General features: G+C 73.5%; 17 protein-coding genes and 1 tRNA gene. 12 read left to right on the top strand and 6 right to left on the bottom strand.

Annotated features, from left to right (window positions below):
• The 4 genes from H5J30_RS04645 to H5J30_RS04630 form a co-directional block, all read left to right on the top strand.
• The coding region (locus tag H5J30_RS04645) for an RICIN domain-containing protein (protein ID WP_181785870.1) at positions 1-880 on the top strand (880 nt) is incomplete at its 5' end.
• 108 nt (positions 881-988) lie between these two features.
• The gene (locus tag H5J30_RS04640) at positions 989-1,873 is read left to right on the top strand and encodes a helix-turn-helix domain-containing protein (protein ID WP_220188529.1); all 885 of its coding nucleotides are present in this window, start codon (positions 989-991) and stop codon (positions 1,871-1,873) included.
• Positions 1,874-1,908: 35 nt separating this feature from the next.
• Positions 1,909-2,397, top strand: coding sequence for a MarR family winged helix-turn-helix transcriptional regulator (locus tag H5J30_RS04635; RefSeq protein ID WP_181785869.1), 489 nt, complete (start codon positions 1,909-1,911; stop codon positions 2,395-2,397).
• On the top strand, positions 2,394-3,677 hold the full coding sequence (locus tag H5J30_RS04630) for an MFS transporter (RefSeq protein WP_181785868.1): 1,284 nt from the start codon (positions 2,394-2,396) through the stop codon (positions 3,675-3,677). Before H5J30_RS04635 ends, H5J30_RS04630 begins: the two co-directional genes overlap by 4 nt.
• Positions 3,678-3,848: 171 nt before the next feature.
• Here the strand turns inward: H5J30_RS04630 and H5J30_RS04625 are convergent, their stop codons facing one another.
• Positions 3,849-4,754, bottom strand: coding sequence for an MBL fold metallo-hydrolase (locus tag H5J30_RS04625; RefSeq protein WP_181785867.1), 906 nt, complete (start codon positions 4,752-4,754; stop codon positions 3,849-3,851).
• A 75-nt stretch (positions 4,755-4,829) separates the two neighbouring features.
• Between H5J30_RS04625 and H5J30_RS04620 the strand changes: the two genes are divergently transcribed.
• Positions 4,830-5,480, top strand: a complete 651-nt coding sequence (locus tag H5J30_RS04620; protein WP_181785866.1) for a TetR/AcrR family transcriptional regulator — start codon at positions 4,830-4,832, stop codon at positions 5,478-5,480.
• Between the two features lie 6 nt (positions 5,481-5,486).
• On the opposite strand, the gene H5J30_RS04615 is transcribed toward H5J30_RS04620, so the two are convergent.
• Positions 5,487-5,834 (bottom strand): MerR family transcriptional regulator, encoded by a 348-nt coding sequence (locus H5J30_RS04615; protein ID WP_181785865.1) that lies wholly within the window; start codon positions 5,832-5,834, stop codon positions 5,487-5,489.
• A gap of 61 nt (positions 5,835-5,895) precedes the next feature.
• On the opposite strand from H5J30_RS04615, the gene H5J30_RS04610 reads away from it, so the two are divergent.
• The 7 genes from H5J30_RS04610 (at position 5,896) to H5J30_RS04580 (ending at position 13,665) form a co-directional block, all read left to right on the top strand.
• Positions 5,896-6,654: an SDR family oxidoreductase gene (locus H5J30_RS04610; RefSeq protein ID WP_181785864.1), complete on the top strand. Its 759-nt coding sequence runs from the start codon at positions 5,896-5,898 to the stop codon at positions 6,652-6,654.
• Between the two features lie 108 nt (positions 6,655-6,762).
• The gene (locus H5J30_RS04605) at positions 6,763-7,257 is read left to right on the top strand and encodes a (2Fe-2S)-binding protein (RefSeq protein WP_181785863.1); all 495 of its coding nucleotides are present in this window, start codon (positions 6,763-6,765) and stop codon (positions 7,255-7,257) included.
• A gap of 4 nt (positions 7,258-7,261) precedes the next feature.
• A complete protein-coding gene (locus tag H5J30_RS04600) occupies positions 7,262-8,263 on the top strand; it encodes an FAD binding domain-containing protein (protein ID WP_181785862.1) in 1,002 nt (333 codons plus the stop codon).
• Complete coding sequence (locus H5J30_RS04595; protein WP_181785861.1) at positions 8,260-10,470, top strand: xanthine dehydrogenase family protein molybdopterin-binding subunit; 2,211 nt, start codon at positions 8,260-8,262, stop codon at positions 10,468-10,470. The genes H5J30_RS04600 and H5J30_RS04595 overlap by 4 nt, the downstream gene beginning before the upstream one ends.
• Positions 10,460-11,584: a hypothetical protein gene (locus H5J30_RS04590; RefSeq protein WP_181785860.1), complete on the top strand. Its 1,125-nt coding sequence runs from the start codon at positions 10,460-10,462 to the stop codon at positions 11,582-11,584. Before H5J30_RS04595 ends, H5J30_RS04590 begins: the two co-directional genes overlap by 11 nt.
• 80 nt (positions 11,585-11,664) lie before the next feature.
• A complete protein-coding gene (locus H5J30_RS04585; RefSeq protein ID WP_181785859.1) occupies positions 11,665-12,708 on the top strand; it encodes an LLM class flavin-dependent oxidoreductase in 1,044 nt (347 codons plus the stop codon).
• 276 nt (positions 12,709-12,984) lie between these two features.
• Positions 12,985-13,665 carry a hypothetical protein gene (locus tag H5J30_RS04580; protein WP_181785858.1) on the top strand — a complete coding sequence of 227 codons (681 nt, stop codon included), beginning with the start codon at positions 12,985-12,987 and terminating at the stop codon, positions 13,663-13,665.
• Here the strand turns inward: H5J30_RS04580 and H5J30_RS04575 are convergent.
• From H5J30_RS04575 to H5J30_RS04560, 4 genes are all read right to left on the bottom strand, one after another.
• The gene (locus H5J30_RS04575) at positions 13,653-13,871 is read right to left on the bottom strand and encodes a hypothetical protein (protein WP_181785857.1); all 219 of its coding nucleotides are present in this window, start codon (positions 13,869-13,871) and stop codon (positions 13,653-13,655) included. The genes H5J30_RS04580 and H5J30_RS04575 overlap by 13 nt on opposite strands.
• 162 nt (positions 13,872-14,033) lie before the next feature.
• Positions 14,034-14,107: transfer RNA gene (locus H5J30_RS04570), tRNA-Thr, on the bottom strand.
• A gap of 92 nt (positions 14,108-14,199) precedes the next feature.
• Complete coding sequence (locus H5J30_RS04565; protein ID WP_181785856.1) at positions 14,200-15,795, bottom strand: alpha/beta hydrolase; 1,596 nt, start codon at positions 15,793-15,795, stop codon at positions 14,200-14,202.
• Positions 15,796-15,887: 92 nt separating this feature from the next.
• Positions 15,888-16,853: DNA polymerase III subunit delta' (locus H5J30_RS04560; protein ID WP_181785855.1), on the bottom strand; the 966-nt coding region annotated here is incomplete at its 5' end.

Genomic DNA, 16,853 nt, shown 5'->3' with positions numbered 1-16,853 from the left:
GGCGGCAGGGGCGGCAGGGGCGGCCGGGGCAGGGGCAGCCGGCGCCACCGCGGCCACCGGGCTGGCCGCCGCCGTCAAGGCCGCCGCCGTCGGCGCCGCGGTCCTGGTCATCGTCGTCACCGGGTACACCACCCTGCCCGGTGGCGGCGACCCCCCGCCGCCACCGCCCGCCCCCACCGCGACGACCACCGGCCCGAGCCCCACCGCGGAGCGCAGCAAGTCCGGTGACGGGAACGAGGACGACGACCCGGACGACCCCCCGCCCACCGCCTCCGCCGACCGCGCCGGGGGGCCGAAGGCCGGCAAGGACGCGGACCGCGACGGGGACGGCGACCCGGACCGCGAGCCCACCGCCTCCGGCAAGCCGCCCACCTCCGGCGACGACGACGGCGGCGCCCCGCCCGACTGGTCCCCGCCCGCCGACGACCGCACCATGCTGCCGGTCGCCTCCACCGGACGGTGCATGGACATCGGCTCCGCCGCGGGCTCCCAGCCGTACGAGGCGGACTGCGACGGCGGCCGCAGCCAGCAGTGGGAACTGCTCGTCTCCCTGCCGCCCGTGCAGGAGGTGCGTATCCGCAACTACGCGACCGGCATGTGCCTGACCCACTCCGGCACCGACGTCGACGGCGCCCCCGTCAGCCAGCAGGAGGGCGCCTGCGAGTCCGACGCCGCCACGGCCCACTGGAAGTACTTCACCGAAGAGGACAACAAGGTCGCCTTCACCCAGCGGGACTCCTCCGGGCAGTTCCTCGGCCTCGACGACTGGCACGCCGCCGCCGAGGGGCAGCCGCACGACCCCGACATCGGCACGACGGCGAACTACGAGGCGACCGCCTCGCTCCGCTTCCGCTACCAGGGACCGGCCTTCGGCTACTGACGAACGGCCGCCGAAACTTTGGTAAAGCAAGGGTAAAACCGCGGGACGGCCGGGCCCGTACGCGCTCCTCCCCTACAGAACCGATCACCGAGTCCGTACGGGAGAGGCATGAGCAGCGTTGCTCGGCTCGACGTCGGGAACACCGACTGGGCCCCTGGGTACGAGCGCCGTGAACGGTGGCGGCGACGGCCGGTGCTGACGGCGGTACAGCGGCACGCGGGCCTGAGTTGCACGGCCCTCGGCGTCCAGGACATGCCGCCGCGCGGCGTGGGCCCGCGCGTGGTGGACCACCACGTCGCGCTGGTCCTGCTGGCGGGCTCCGGCTGGTTCTCCTGGGGCGGGCGGGAGCGGATCTGCGTGGGCGCGCCGACGCTGCTGTGGCTGCTGCCGGGCGTCCCGCACTGCTACGGGCCGGGGAAGCCCGGCTGGACGGTGGCCTACGCCGGCTTCACCGGCCCCGCCGTCGCCGCCTGCGCCCGGAGCGGCCTCGTCCCCGCCCCGGACGAGGCCGTCGTCCCCCTCGCCGCGGGCGCCCCCGCGCACCGTACGATCCGCAAACTCGCCACCGTCTGCAACGAGACCGAGCCCACCTACGACGCCACCTCCGCCGCCGGACTCCACGAACTCCTCGCCGTCCTGCGCCGCTCCCGCGCCACCCCGAAGGCCCAGCCCCCGACCGTCGCCGAGGAACTCGCCCACGCCGCCCACCTGCCGGTCTCCGTGACCGAACACGCCCGCAGGCTGGCGCTGCCGCTGGCAGAACTGCGCGAGGAGGTCCAGTACACGGCGGGGTGCAGCCCGAAGGACTTCGTCCTCGGCACCCGCCTGAACACGGCCAAGGACCTGCTCGCCACCACGGACCTCAAGGTGGCGTCCATCGCCCGCCGCATCGGCTACGCCGACCCCGGGCACTTCACCCGGCTGTTCACGCGCCGCGTGGGTCTCCCGCCGGGCGCCTTCCGCACCAGGCACGCGCTGGCCCGTACGCACTGACGCACGAGGTCTAAAAGCGCTGTTATATTAGCGCTGTGACATCTACGGACCCGACCAAGCTGCCCGACCCCTGGCAGACCCTGCACACGCTGCTGGCCTCGCTCGACGCCGAGATCGAGCGGGTCTACACCGACCGCGGCATCGAGGGCGTACGCCCCCGGTTCGCGTACCCGCTCATCCGCCTCGCCCACACCGGGCCCCTGACCATCCGCGAGCTGGCCGAGTCCCTGCACCGCTCGCACTCTGCGGTCAGCCAGACCATCGCCGCCATGCGCAAGGCGGACCTGGTCACCTCGGAACCGGGGCCCGACGCCCGTACGCGGCGGATCGACCTGACCGAACGCGGCCGGTCCCTCGTGCCGTTCCTGGAAGCGGAGTGGCGCGCGACCCACGCGGCGGTCAGCGAGCTGAACGAGGCGCTGCCGTACGCGATGACCGCGGTGGTGACGGACGTCGAGGCGGCGCTCGCCGACCGGTCGATGCGCGAGCGCATCGAGGACCACCTCGCCGAGCCCCCCCGATGAGCCGGCGCGTCCGCTTCCTCGACACCCGCCCGCTGCGCACCAGTGCGCCGTACCGCGCCCTGTGGATCGGCACGTCGGCCGCCCAACTCGGCGCCCAGGTCACCCTCGTGGCCGTACTCGCCCAGGTCTGGGACCTGACGGGCAGCCCCGTCGGCACCGGCGCCATCGGCCTGGCCACCGGCCTGCCGATGGTGGTGTTCGGCCTCCTCGGCGGCACCCTGGCGGACACGGTGGACCGCCGCGCGCTCGTACGGGCCACGACGGCGGGCCAGTTGCTGGCCGCCGGCGCCCTGTGCGCCCAGGCGCTCGCGGACAACAGGAACGTCGTCCTCCTGCTCGCCCTGGTCGCCCTCGCCACCGCTTGCGCCGCCCTGGGGGCCCCCGCCCGGCGCACCTTCCCGGTCCGCCTGCTGCCGCCCGACCAGGTGGCGGCGGGGCTCGCGCTGAACAACGTCTCGTTCCAGTTCGCGATGCTCGCGGGCCCGGCGGCGGCGGGCCTGATCATCGCCCGCTGGGGCCTCCCGGCCGCGTACGCCACCCAGGCCGCGGCGATCGCCGTCGCGGTGGCCGCGGTCCTCCGCCTCCCCCCGATGCCCCCCGAAGGCGTACGGGCCGAAGGCGGCCGGCGCCGGGCCGAACGCGGCGGCTGGCGCATCGTCCTGCGCCGCCACACCCTGTGGGGCTCGCTGGCCACCGACCTGTCCGCCACCCTCCTCGCGATGCCCATCGCCCTCTTCCCCCTCGTCAACGAGGTCCGCTTCGACGGCGACCCGAAGACCCTCGGCCTGTTCCTGTCCGCCGTCGCGGTCGGCGGCATCACGGCCGGACTGCTCTCCGGCACGGTCACCCGCTGGCGCCGCGGCGGCCTGGTCCAGCTGACCGCCGCCGCCGTCTGGGGCCTGGCCCTCGCCTGCTTCGGCCTGGCCGGCCCTCTGTGGCTGGCCCTCGCCTGCCTCGCCGCGGCGGGCGCCGCCGACACGATCTCGGTCGTCACCCGCAGCGCCCTCGTGCAGTTGGAAACCCCGGACGCCTACCGGGGCCGGGTCTCGTCGGTGGAACACGTCATCGGGGTGGCGGGCCCGGAACTCGGCAACTTCCGCGGCGGCCTGGTCGCCTCCGCCACCTCGGCGACCTTCTCGCTGGTGACGGGCGGCCTGGCGGCGATAGCAGCGATCTCCGCCATAGCCGCCACCAACGCCCCCCTACGCGCCTACCGCACCCCGTCCGAAGAACGAAACCCCCCGGCACAGAGCGCTGCCGCCCCCTCCGCCAGCCCGTAAGCGGCCCGCTTGCGGGTCGATGCCGAAGGTCCACGGCACCACCTGCCCCGCGGAGTTCCGCTGAGGTTCGGCCCCATCAGCTCGACCGCCGGCTGAGCCGCACCCCCTCGATGCCGTCGGCGACGCGGGCGATCACGACACGCCACGCGCAAACCGAAGGCCGCGGCCCAACTACCCCTGCTCTCCGTGATCGGCACCCGCGGAGGTCGCGTAGAAGGCATGGGCCGCGGGGGTGATCCACTCGGGGCGTTCCCAGGTGGGCCAGCGGTCGCGCGCGGAGCGGTCGACGGCGGCGGCCGCCTCGTCGGCGGGGACGCCGGCGGCGCGCAGGCGGTCCGCTTCGGTGCGGACGTACGCGAGGTAGTCGCGGACGTCGCGGATCACCGCGGCGCCGGTGACCTCGCCGTGGCCGGGGACCACGGTCTCGGGGGCGAGGGCGGCGAGCCGGTCGAGGACATCGATCCAGCGGCGGGGGTCGACGTCGGTGTCGTGCGGGGGGAAGTAGGGGGCGATGGGGAAGATCCGGGTCTCCAGGAGGTCGCCGCCGAAGAGCACGCGGCCGTCGACGAGGACGACCTGGTCGCCGGCGGTGTGCGCGGGGCCGACGGGACGCAGCAGGGCGGTGCGCCCGCCGAGGTCGATCTCGGCTTCGCCGTCGTGGACGAGATCGGGGGCGACGAGTTCGACGCCCTCCAGCTCGGCCGCGACGGCGGGCCGCAGCCCCCGGAACATGTCGAGGTACGCGGCGCCCTTGCGCCGCAGTTCGTCGCGCTGCGCCCGGTTGCAGACGATCGTGGCGACGCCCTTGAACGCCTGTGCGCCGTAGCCGTGCTCGGGGTGGAAGTGGGTGAGGGTCAGGTACAGCCGCCGCCCGCCGGCGAGCCGGCGGGCCTGCTCCAGGACGTACGCGCCGTTGCGCGGCCCCATGCCGGTGTCGATGACGAGCACGGCGTCCTCGCCCACCACGATGCCGACGTTCGGCACCAGTTCCACCCGCCCGTCGGGGATCACGTGGACGCCGTCGGCGACCTGGACCGGCTCGCCGCGTACGACGGGCGGGGGCGCGCTGGGGGACATGGCACTCCAATCTGAACAGTGTTGAGATCCAGTCCGGACCGTAACACACATCTGAACACTGTTAAGATCTCGGCCATGGGCAAGAAGGGCTACCACCACGGGGACCTGCGGGGCGCACTGCTGGACGCCGCCGAGGAACTCGTCCGCGAACGGGGCGCCGAGGGCTGGTCGCTGCGGGAGGCGTCGGCGCGGGTGGGCGTCAGCCCGAGCGCGGCGTACCACCACTTCGGCTCACGCGACGCGCTGGTGCGCGCCCTGTCCGTACGCGTCCTGACCAGGCTCGGCGAACGCATGGCGCAGGCGGCTGCGGCACAGGCGGGCGCCCGCCGGAGCCTCATGTCGGCCTGCCGCGCCTACGTCCGCTGGACCCTGGAGGACCCGGCGGTCGCCCGCCTGGCGTTCGCCGCCCCCGCCCGCGACCGCGACACGGCGATCGACCCGCACCCGCACGACGTCATCGACGCCGAGCTGGACCGCCTCGCCGAGGCGGGCGGCCTCGTCCCCGGGGCCCGCCCCGCGGCGGAGTTCGCGGTCTGGGCGGCGGTGCACGGGGTGGCCACGCTCCTGGCCGACGGCCTCATGAGGCTGGACACCCCGGAGGCCGCCGGGGAGCAGACCGAGCGCGTGGTCGAGGCCCTGCTCACGGGCCTGGCACAGGAACCCGCCAGGCCCTGGCCCACGCCGCGCTCCACCCACACGGAACGCCGCACCAGGGACCGGGGATGACCGTGCTCAGACCCGCCGGTCGGCGGCGGCCACGACGATCTCGTCCAGGCGGGCGAGGGCGGCCGTGTACTCGTCGATCTGCTTCCTGATGCGGTCCCGCTCGGCGTCGAGCATGGCGCGCTGCTCGGCGGTGGTCGTGCCGGTGTCGACGCAGGGGAGCAGCTCGGCGATGCGGCGGCTGGGCAGGCCGGCCGCGTAGAGCTGCTGGAAGAAGCGGACCCGGTCGACGGCGTCCTCGGCGTACTCGCGCTGGCCGCCGGGGCTGCGCGTGGGCGAGAGGAGCCCCTGCTCCTCGTAGTAGCGCAGCGCCCGGACGCTCACGCCGGAGCGCCTGGCGACATCTCCGATACGCACGCGCGTTCCCCTTCCCCTCAGACTTGCACCTGACGTCAACGGTAGCTCCTACGGTACGGGCATGAGCACACCGAACGCAGCACCCGGCCCCCACCCCTCCCCCGCCCTGCGCCTGGACGGCGCGGTCGCCCTGGTGACCGGCGCCAACCGCGGCCTGGGCCGCCTCTTCGCCCAGCAGCTGCTGGAGCGGGGCGCATCCCGCGTGTACGCAGCCGCCCGCCGCCCCGAGTCGGTCGACCTCCCCGGCGTCGTACCGCTGCGGCTGGACGTCACGGACCCCGAGCAGGCGGGCGCCGCGGCCGAAGCGGCCGGCGACGTGACGCTGGTGGTGAACAACGCCGGGGTCAGCCACTGGACGGACCTCGTCACGGGCGACCTGCGGGCCATCCGCGCGGAGATGGAGACGAACTTCTGGGGCACCCTCAACGTCGTACGGGCCTTCGCCCCGGCCCTGGCGGCCAACGGCGGCGGGGCGATCCTCGACGTCCTGTCCGCCCAGTCCTGGTTCGCCTACCCGGGCACGAACGGCTACCACGCCTCGAAGGCCGCCCAGTGGGCCCTGACCAACGCCGTCCGCATGGAACTGGCCGGCCGGCGCACCCTGGTCACCGCCCTCCACCTGGGCGCGGTGGACACCGACTTCAGCGCCGCCTACACCGGCCCCAAGGGCGACCCGGCGGCGGTCGTCCGGGCGGGCCTGGACGGCGTGGAGGCGGGAGCGGCCGAGGTCCTGGCGGACGACTGGAGCACCCACGTCAAGAAGTCCCTGGCCGAGGACCCCGCCCGCCTCTACGACGAGATCCGCGCCGGCATCGTCTGACCACGGCACACCGACGTGCATCCGACCTCCGCGCGGACTCCCGCGGGGAGGCACGCCGGATCCGCCGCTCCGCCGCAGGACCTTGTGGGCTCTCTACAATTTCCCGGTATGCCCACAAATGATGCGAAAGTCGCCCTGGCCTGCACGGTCAACGGCCGGAATGTGTCGCTCGACCTGGATCCCCGGGAATCCCTCCTGGACGTGCTGCGCGAGCAGCTCGCGCTGACCGGCACGAAGAAGGGTTGCGACCAGGGCCACTGCGGCGCGTGCACGGTGCACGTGGACGGTCGGCGGGTGCTGTCCTGCCTGACCCCCGCCGTGCAGGTCTCGGCGCAGGCGGTGACCACGATCGAGGGCGTCGCCGAAGAGGCCGGCGGGCTGCATCCGTTGCAGCGGGCGTTCATCGACCATGACGCGTTGCAGTGCGGCTACTGCACGCCCGGCCAGATCATGTCCGGCATCGCGTGCGTCGCCGAGGGCCACTGCGGGACGGACGACGAGATCCGCGAGTACATGAGCGGCAACATCTGCCGCTGCGCCGCCTACGTGGGCATCGTGGCCGCCGTACGGCAGACCGCCGACGCGGCGCGGAACGGGGCGTGACGCCGTGCGCGCCTTCACCTACACCGCGCCGGACACCGTGGCCGGCGCCGTGGCCGCGCTGCGCACCGCACGCCCCGGCACCAGGATCCTGGCCGGCGGCACCACCCTGTACGACCTGATGAAGCTGGACATCGAGACACCGCCCGAGGTCGTCGACGTGCACCGGATCGCCGAGCTGGACACCATCGACGCCGGCGGGCGGGAACTGGTCCTCGGGGCCGGTGCACGCATGGCCGACGTCGCCGACCACCCGGTGATCCGCGCTCAGTACCCGGGCCTGGCGGAGTCGCTGTGGCGCGCCGCGTCGCAGCAGTTGCGGAACATGGCGACCGTCGGCGGGAACCTCCTGCAGCGCACCCGCTGCCCGTACTTCCGCAACAGCCCGGAGTTCCCCTGCAACAAGCGCGACCCCGGCAGCGGCTGCGCCGCCGTCGGCGGCCACGACCGCGCGCACGCGCTGCTCGGTGGCAGCGACGCGTGCATCGCCACCTACCCGGGCGACTTCGCGGTCATGCTCCTCGCGTTCGACGCCGTCGTCGACGTCGTCGGCCCCGGCGGGGAACGCAGCGTGCCGCTGGCCGGGCTGCACGTCGAACCCGGCGACGACCCGACCCGCGAACACGTGCTCGCCCCGGACGAGCTGATCGTCCGCATCCGCGTACCCGCGACCCAGGCAGGGCGCGGGTCCACGTACCTCAAGGTCCGCGACCGCGAGTCCTACGCGTTCGCCCTCGCCGCCGCGGCCGTCGGCCTGACCGTGGACGCGGACGGCACGGTGGGCGAGTGCCGCATCGGGCTCGGCGGCGTGGCCACCCGGCCGTGGCGGGCCACCGAGGCCGAACAGACCCTGGTCGGCCAACGGCTGACCCCGCAGACCGCCCGGCAGGCCGGCGAGGCCGCCTTCGCCGCGGCACGCCCCGGCACCGAGAACGGATTCCGCATCGAACTGGGCGTGCGCACCGTCGCCGACGCGCTGCGCATCGCCGGAGAGCGAGCCACCCGATGACCGTCGCCGACGCTCCCGGCACCGCCGGCCGGCCGCTGGACACCCGCCGCGTCGATGCCCGCGAGAAGGTCACCGGCCACGCCCGCTACGCCGCCGACCGGGTGCCCGAGGACGTCGCGTACGGGGCGTGGGCCACCGCGCGGACCGGCAAGGGGCGCGTCGTGCGCGTCGACACGTCCGCCGCGGAGGCCGTGCCCGGCGTCCGGCTGGTGATCACGCGGTTCGGGCCGGACGAGCTGCGCGACGTCGGCTTCCTCATGGCCGGCGGGCACGCCGTGCAGAGCCTGCAGCCGCTGCGCGACGACCGCGTCGCCTACCGCGGCCAGCCGATCGCGCTGGTCGTCGCCGACGGCCTGGTCGCCGCGACGGAGGCGGCGCAGCTGGTCACGGCCGAGTACCGGGAAGAGCCGTTCGCGGTGGAGATCGACGCCGAGGGCGCCGACACCGTGCTCCAGGAGCAGGCGATCCCGCTGCCGTTCCTGGCCGACGTCAAGGTCGGCGACGCGGACGCGGCGTTCGCCGCCAGCCCGGTGCGGATCACCGGCGCCTACGAGCACCCCGCCCAGCACGCGATGCCGATGGAGCCCAACGCCAGCGTCGCGCACTGGGAGGGCGACCGGCTGATCATCGACGACACCACCCAGAACGCCAACGCGGTACGGTTCGGGCTCGCCACCCAACTCGGCATCGACCCGGCCGACATCGAGGTCCGCTCGCCGTACGTCGGCGGCGGCTTCGGCCAGAAGAACGCCATGCACCTGCACCTCGGGCCGATCGCCGTCGCCGCGCGGCGGCTCGGCAGGCCGGTGAAGATGGTGCTGCCCCGGCCGCAGGTCTTCCACCTCGGCGCGTTCCGGCCCCGCACGGTGCACCAGGTGCGGCTCGGCGCGAACGAGAACGGCGAACTCCTCGCCGCGATCCACGAGGTCGACCAGCAGACCTCGCGGCACGACCTGTTCCCGAGCGAGATCACCACGGTCTCCTCCCGGCTCTACGCGGCACCCGCGTTCCGCGGCGAGCAGCGCCTGGTCCGTACCGACGTGCAGACCCCCGGCTTCATGCGCTCGCCGCACGAGAGCCCGTCGATGTTCGCGTTCGAGTCGGCCATGGACGAACTCGCCTACGCGACCGGCCGCGACCCGGTGGAACTGCGGCTGGCCAACGACGCCGCCGCCGACCCGGTCACCGGCCTGCCGTTCTCCGGCCGGCACCTGGCCGAGTGCCTGCGCCGCGGGGCGGCCCGCTTCGGGTGGGACGCACGCGATCCGGAGCCGGGCTCGATGACCGCCGAGGACGGTTCGACCCTCGGCTGGGGCGTGGCCGCCGGCTGCTACCCGGGCGGCATGGTGCCGGTCGTCGCGCACCTGTCGGCGGCGGCCGACGGCACCGTCGGCGTCGGCGTCGGCGGGCACGAGTTCGGCCAGGGCCTGCGCTCGGCCGTCGCGCTGCTCGTCGCGCGGGACCTGGGCGTACCGGTGGACACCGTGACCGTACGGGCCGGCGACACGCGGGTGGCGCCGCAGCACCTCACCGCCGGTTCCTGGGGCACCGCGAGCGCGCTGCCCGCCGTACAGGCCGCCCTCGGCGAACTGCGCACCGCCCTCGACGTCCCCGGCACCGGCGACGTGGACGTCGCCGCCGCCGTACGCGCCACGCACAAGGCGGCGGTGACGGTCGAGGCGACCACGCTCGCACCCGGCCAGAGCCGGGACGACCTCGCCCAACTCGACAAGGGCGTCCTCGCCATCGGCGGACCGGTGTACCCCGAGTTCGTCACGTTCAGCTGGGTCGCGCACTTCGTCGAGGTCCGGATCGAACCGGCCACGCGGCGCATCCGGGTGCCGCGCGTGGTCTCCGTCGTGGACTGCGGCCGGGTGGCCAGCCCGGTCACCGCGACCAGCCAGGTCCGCGGCGGCGTGGTGTGGGGGATCGGGCAGGCGCTGCGCGAGGAGAGCGAGGTGGATCCCCGGTTCGGCGGGTTCCTCAACACGACGCTGGAGGACTACCCGGTGCCCGTCAACCTGGACGTCCAGCAGATCGACGTCGACTTCATCGACGAACCCGACCTGCGGTTCAACCCGGCCGGGGTGAAGGGCGCGGGCGAGGTCTGCATGGTCGGCGTGGCCGCGGCCATCGCCAACGCCGTGCACCACGCGACCGGCCGGCGCATCCGCCGGCTGCCGATCCGGCTGGAACATGTCCTCTGAACGGCTGACGACCGCACCCCCCTCCGGCACCCCCGGCACCCCCGACACCTCCGGCACCCGCCCGCGGATCAGCCGGCCGGACGCCCTGAGCCCGGCCGCGCTGGCCGACGCCAGAGCCCACCAGCCGGTCCGCGGCCTGATCGGGCTGGCCTTCGTCGTCCCCGTCACCGTGCTGCTGTCCGCAGCCGCGGGCGGCGCCCTGCACTCCCTGGTCGTGCTCGGGCCCATCACCACGTTCGCACTGCCGATCATGGCGATGATCGCGTTCTGGTGGGAGGACTGGCCCGGCACGCTGTTCCCCCGCCCCTGGTCCGGCCTGTACGACACCGCGCTCGTCGTGGCCGGCGGCGCGGTGCTGGCCGCGCTCGGCCAGCTCGTCGTCAACGGCTCCGACCTGATCGGGGTGTTCGACCCGGGCCCCGCGCACCCCGGCCTCGACCCGGCCGCGAACTCCCTGGCCGGCAGCATCTTCACCCTCATGCTGCAACTCACCCTGGTCTGCGAACGCCGCCCGCTGAGCCGCCTGCACCCCGCACCGGCCGGCCTCACCGCGGTGGGGCTGTCCTGGGCGCTCGGCCTGCTCGCCTGGCTCGCGCTGGTGCGCTCCGACGCGATCGAGTCGGAGAGCTACGGCGCCTGGTTCACGTCGATCGGCGCGTGGCAGATGCTCTTCTGGGTCGCGCTGCGCGGCTGGCCGTTCGCCCGCATCGACCGGACATGGCTGCGGCTGCTGCTGGGCAACGTCACCGTGGTCGCCTGCGGATGGGCCGGCTACCTGCTCGCCGGCCGCGTCCTCGACTGGCCGGGAGCCCGGATCACCGCGACCGCCGGCACCGCCATCGGCTGCATCCTGCTGGTGACCATGCTGTTCGAGGCGTGGCCGGCGATCCGGCTGCCCCCGGCCCCGGGCCGTACCCTCGCGGTACTGATCGCGGTGGGCCTCACCGCGCTGCTGGTCCGGCTGCTGCCGGAGCTCGCCGACGCCCTCGGCGTGCCGCGGCAGCGCGAGTGGAGCTGGACCACGCACGTCATGCTGAACGCGCTGAGCACCGCGGTGATCCTGCACGTCGCCGTCTGGAAACGGTGGCCGGTACACACGCCGACTTCCGGATGACCGCGCGGGAAGGAGCGAGGGACCGCCGCACCGGGTAGGGATCAGCGGGACGGACGGTCCCGAACGCCCGGGGAGGCTGGATGCGTGCAGGTGTCGTGGTCGCGGCACGGCCCGGGGTGGAGGATCTCGCCGTACGGGCCGAGGAGTTGGGTCTGGACAGCTTCTGGGTCTACGACACCCCGATGGTCCACGGGGACCCCTTCGTCGCCCTCAGCCTCTGCGCGAAGGCGACCCGCCGCATCAGGCTCGGAATCGGTGTGACCTCCCCGGCGCTGCGCTCCGCCCCGGCCGCGGCGAGCGCGCTCGCCAGCCTCAACGCGCTGGCGCCGGGCCGGATCATCTGCGGGGTCGGCACCGGGAACACCGCCCGCCGCACGCTGGGCATGGGCCCCACCAGGGCGGCCGACCTGGAGGACTTCGTCGCGGCCCTGCAGGACCTGTGCGCCGGGCGCTCGACCGCGTACCGCGAAGGGAACCAGGTCCGCGACATCCGGTTCCTGCACGCCGGGGCACACGTGAACACCACCGACCCGATCGAGTTCGTGGTGGCGGCGCTGCACGGCCCCAAGGCGGCCGCCGTAGCCGGCCGCCGCGCCACCGGCCTCATCTCGGTCGGCCTGCTGGACCCCACCGCCTGGCAGACCCTGCGCAACGCGGCCCGCGACGCGTCCCCCGACCCCGCCTCCCGCGGGGACTGCTACCTGGTCACCGCGCTCCACGTACTCGACGAGGACGAGGACCCCCACGGCAACGCGGCCCGCGACGCAACCGGCCACCTCGTCATGTCCCTGCTGGACTACGCCGCCGACACCCCGCCCGCCGCCGGACAACTCGGCCCCGAAGAGCGCGAGGCGGTACGCCGCCTCCTGGCCCGCCGCGGCACCACCGCCACCGCCCCGGACCGCTACACCAGGCTGTACCCCAACTACCTCGACCGCATCGCCCCCCAGGACCGGGACCTGATCCTCCCCCAGCTGATGACCGCCCTGGCCCTGGTAGGCACCCAAGAAGACCTCCGCACCCGCATCACGACCCTGGAACGGGCGGGCATCAACGAACTGGTCATCCAACCGGTGACGGACCCACCCACCGAGATGGCACAACTCGCACAGCTCCTCACCTGACCGATCAGCACACACGAATCCCCCACTCGGAGAGTCCCGGAGCTGGGGCCCAGCGGAGCCACCCAAGGCGGGAGGCGGGGGAACCGGGCAGCTCCCGTCCCGGGCACCGAACGGCGAGTTCGTCCAGGCGCACGGGTGTGCAGCGGTGGACGGTGATGATCTCCTGGGCCGCCAGGGTCAACTCAAGGTGTCCCGGCTCGCTGCCGTCGGCTCGGGCCAGTTATTGAGCATCGGCCTCGGGAGGGGGCCCGGAGCAGGGCCGGTAGCGTGCTTGGCATGCGGTTCTTCAGGCGTCGAACAGCCGACACCGGCCCGGCGGCTATCAGTGCCTACGCAGACCGGGACGATGGGCCGGCCGAGACAGGCCGGCGCGAGTGCAGCTTTTGCGGCAGTGACGGCGGTGGGTCACCGCTCACGGAGCTCCGTGATACGGCCTATGGCAACCTGCATGGGTATCACTGCGGTTCGTGCGAAGAGCTCTACTTCCAGCTCGATTCCCGTCTGACCTACACCCATGCCCCTGGGCATCGTCCCTGGCTGGTTCCCGACCCTGGTACGGAACATATCGTGAAGGCGGCCCACGATCCCTTCCGGGCTGTGCACGCTACAGTCGCCGGACTGGCAGGCGAAATCACCAGCATCCCCCGAGCCGCTGCCAGGATCACGGCCTTGAAAATCGGAGTCTATGGGGCGACGGAGCCAACGCCCTACGACTCGCGTGACGAGGCGGTCGCGGAAGTGAGCCCCATGATCGCCGAGATCCTCGCAGCGCATCACGCAACGCTCAAGGAGCACCTCAACGGCCGTGAGTACGGCGTCCACACCCTGTCGCTGTACGGCGAAGGGTGCGGGGTGCTGCTCCGAGAGGTCACGACGGAAGGCGACTGGCTCCGGCAGTACTGCTTTCCGATCGACACCGATCACTCGATCCACGATTACTGGTCCTACGACAGGTGACGGTCAATCGGTTCAGCAGGCCGCACAAGCACACGTTCAACCGCCCACACCAGCCCCGCGAACAGCGACTTCAGCGGTCGGAGACCAACCTGGACGCCCACTCCCTGGCTGTGTCCGCGCAGCTCGTGCGGGACGGCTGCGGCGTGGACGTGCAGATCGTCTCCGACGCCCTCGGTGCACAGCGACACCCGGATCACGCGGGACATCTACCAGAGCGTCCTCCCGGAGGTGGCGGAAGAAGCCTGAGGCGTAGTACTGGGGCGATCCGCTCACGCAAGCGGCTCCGCGGCGTCTCGGCCGTACCGCACGTCACACCACGACGCATACAAAAGGCCAGGTCACGGGGTGTGTGACCTGGCCTTTGAGGGAGCCGCCTAAGGGAATCGAACCCTTGACCTACGCATTACGAGTGCGTCGCTCTGGCCGACTGAGCTAAGGCGGCAGGTTGCGGGCCGGGGCCCTGGCAACGGCGACAAGTTTACACAGTTCCCCGGGGTCCTCCGCACGTGGTTTGCGGGTGGGGGTCCGGGGCGGTCACTCGCAGCGTTTGCCGTTCTGGGGTGGGGTGCCTTCCAGGAGGAAAGTGTCGACCGCGTCGTCGATGCAGCCGTTGCTCCTCGCGTACGCCGTGTGGCCGTCGCCCTCGTACGTCAGCAGCACGCCCTCCTCCAGCTGGGCAGCCAGGCTCTCCGCCCAGACGTACGGGGTCGCCGGGTCGCGGGTCGTGCCGACGACCAGGATCGGCGGGGTGCCCGACGCCTCGATGCGGTTGGCCTCGCCGGTGGCGGTGACGGGCCAGTCGGCGCAGTTCAGGGCGGCCCAGGCGAAGTCGCGGCCGAAGACCGGGGAGTCCGCCTCGAAGTCCGGGACCAGTTTCTCGACGTCCGCCGGGGTTTCGAAGGGGGGCGGCTGGTCGATGCAGTTCACGGCCGCGAAGCCGTACATCATGCTGCCGTACGTGCCGTCCGGTTCGCGCTCGAAGTACATGTCCGCCAGCGCCAGCAGCCCGCTGCCGTCCTTGCGCTCCATCGCGTCCGTCAGCGAGTCGCGCAGCTGCGGCCAGAAGTCCTCCTGGTACATCGCCATGAGCACGCCCATCGTCGCCAGCGGCTCGCCCAGCTTGCGCTTCTCGCCGGTGGGGACGGGCTTCGAGTCGAGGCGGTCGAGGAAGGCGCGGAGCTGCTTGGCCGCGTCTTCGGCGCTGTCCGTGCCGAGCGGGCAGTCCGCGCGCTGGACGCAGTCCTCGGCGAAGGCGTCGAAGGCGGTGGTGAAGCCGGCGTTCTGGTCCAGGTTCAGCCGGCGGGAGGTGAGGGACGGGTCCATCGCGCCGTCGAGGACCAGGCGGCCGGCGCGCTGCGGGAAGAGGCCCGCGTAGGTGGCGCCGAGCATCGTGCCGTACGAGGCGCCGACGTACGTGAGCTTCTTGTCGCCGAGGACGCCGCGGAACACGTCCATGTCCCGGGCCGCCTCCTCCGTGGAGACGTGGCCCAGCAGCTTGCCCGCGCGCTTCTGGCAGCCCTGCGCGAAGCGGTCGAACGACGCGGTCAGCGCCTTGACCTCGGCTTCGTCGTCCGGCGTCTGGTCGACCTGGGTGTGCGCCTCGAACTCCGCGTCCGTCAGGCACTTCACCGGCCGGCTGCTGCCCACTCCGCGCGGGTCCATCGCCACGATGTCGTAGCGGGCCCTGACCTCCGCCGGGTAGCCGATGCCCGCGAAGTTCTGCAGGAACTCGATCGCCGACGCCCCCGGGCCGCCCGGGTTCACGTGCAGCGAGCCCAGGCGCTCCCCGGGGTTCTCGGCCTCCTTGCGGGCCACCGCCAGCTTCAGGTCCTCGCCGCCCGGTTCCGCGTAGTCCAGCGGTACGCGCAGTGTGGCGCATTCGAAGCCGGGGGCGTCGCAGCCGGTCCAGCGCAGCTTCTGCTCGTAGTACGGCTTCAGGTCCGCGGGGATCTGCGCCGGGAGCGGTTCGAGCACCTTGCTGACGCTGCCGGCGCGGGCGGCGTCTGCGCCGCTGCCTCCGGTGTCCGTACCGCCGTCGTCGGATCCGGCGGAATCACACCCGGCGGCGGCGAGCAGCACCACCAGCGCGGTGACGGGTGCGGCCGTACGGAACAGGCTGCGGAGATCCATGGGGCTGAGCGTATCCGGTGGGGGCGTGGGCTCCGGGCGGTCGTCCTCTCCCCGTACGGGTGACATCCGCGGGGGCGGCGGGGAGTGCCGTTCTACGGTTTGCGCAGCGTCACCGTCATCGCCTCCAGCGCCAGCAGCGGCGCCACGTTCCGCTCCAGCGCCTCCCGGCACTCCATGACCGCGTCGATCCGCCGCAGCGTCATCTCCGCGCTGCTGTCCTCGGCGATACGCCGCAGCCCCTCCCCCACGTCCGCGCACGGCAGCAGCGAGACGTCGGCGACCGCGCCGAGCTGCAGCGCGAGGACGTCCCGGTAGAAGCCCGCGAGGTCGGTGAGGGCCAGGTCGAGGCTGTCACGCTGGCTGCGCGTCGCCCGCCGCTTCTGCCGCTCCTGGAGGTCCTTCATCACGCCCGCCGTACCCCGCGGCATCCGGCCGCCCGGCTGCGCGCCGAGCGCCGTGCGCATCTCCTCCGTCTCCTGCTCGTCCAGCTCCTCGGCCCGTTCCTTCGCCGCGTCCGCCGCGACCTCGACCAGCTCCTGCGCCGAGCGCAGGCAGCCGCCGATGTCCTCGACGCGCAGCGGTATACGCAGCACCGCCGCCCGGCGTTCGCGGGCGCGTTCGTCGGTGGCCAGGCGGCGGGCGCGGTCGAGGTGGCCGCCGGCGGCGCGGGCGGCGGACTCGGCGACCGCGGGCGTGATGCCGTCGCGCCGGACGAGGACGGCGGCGACCGCCTCGACGGCGGGGGTGCTGAGGGAGAGGTGGCGGCATCGGGAGCGGATCGTGGGCAGCACGTCCTCCAGCGAGGGCGCGCACAGCAGCCACACCGTGCGCGGCGCGGGCTCCTCGATGGCCTTCAGCAGCACGTTCCCCGCGCCTTCGGTGAGGCGGTCGGCGTCCTCGACGACGATGACCTGCCAGCGGCCGCCGGAGGGGGAGAGCTGGGCGCGCCGGACCAGGTCGCGGGTCTCCTTGACGCCGATGGTGAGCAGGTCGGTGGCGACGACGGAGACGTCGGCGTGGGTGCCGACGAGCGCGGTGTGGCAGCCGTCGCAGAACCC

This window comes from Streptomyces phytophilus (assembly GCF_013870535.1).
Lineage (GTDB): Bacteria > Actinomycetota > Actinomycetes > Streptomycetales > Streptomycetaceae > Streptomyces > Streptomyces phytophilus.
This window is presented reverse-complemented; position numbering and strand designations above follow the sequence as displayed.

Coding starts and splice junctions, on each gene's coding strand:
- H5J30_RS04565 (WP_181785856.1), bottom strand. CDS start 15,795: ATGGATCTCCGCAGCCTGTTCCGTACGGCCGCACCCGTCACCGCGCTG.
- H5J30_RS04630 (WP_181785868.1), top strand. CDS start 2,394: ATGAGCCGGCGCGTCCGCTTCCTCGACACCCGCCCGCTGCGCACCAGT.
- H5J30_RS04595 (WP_181785861.1), top strand. CDS start 8,260: ATGACCGTCGCCGACGCTCCCGGCACCGCCGGCCGGCCGCTGGACACC.
- H5J30_RS04585 (WP_181785859.1), top strand. CDS start 11,665: ATGCGTGCAGGTGTCGTGGTCGCGGCACGGCCCGGGGTGGAGGATCTC.
- H5J30_RS04605 (WP_181785863.1), top strand. CDS start 6,763: ATGCCCACAAATGATGCGAAAGTCGCCCTGGCCTGCACGGTCAACGGC.
- H5J30_RS04610 (WP_181785864.1), top strand. CDS start 5,896: ATGAGCACACCGAACGCAGCACCCGGCCCCCACCCCTCCCCCGCCCTG.
- H5J30_RS04580 (WP_181785858.1), top strand. CDS start 12,985: ATGCGGTTCTTCAGGCGTCGAACAGCCGACACCGGCCCGGCGGCTATC.
- H5J30_RS04640 (WP_220188529.1), top strand. CDS start 989: ATGAGCAGCGTTGCTCGGCTCGACGTCGGGAACACCGACTGGGCCCCT.
- H5J30_RS04575 (WP_181785857.1), bottom strand. CDS start 13,871: ATGTCCCGCGTGATCCGGGTGTCGCTGTGCACCGAGGGCGTCGGAGAC.
- H5J30_RS04590 (WP_181785860.1), top strand. CDS start 10,460: ATGTCCTCTGAACGGCTGACGACCGCACCCCCCTCCGGCACCCCCGGC.
- H5J30_RS04620 (WP_181785866.1), top strand. CDS start 4,830: ATGGGCAAGAAGGGCTACCACCACGGGGACCTGCGGGGCGCACTGCTG.
- H5J30_RS04625 (WP_181785867.1), bottom strand. CDS start 4,754: ATGTCCCCCAGCGCGCCCCCGCCCGTCGTACGCGGCGAGCCGGTCCAG.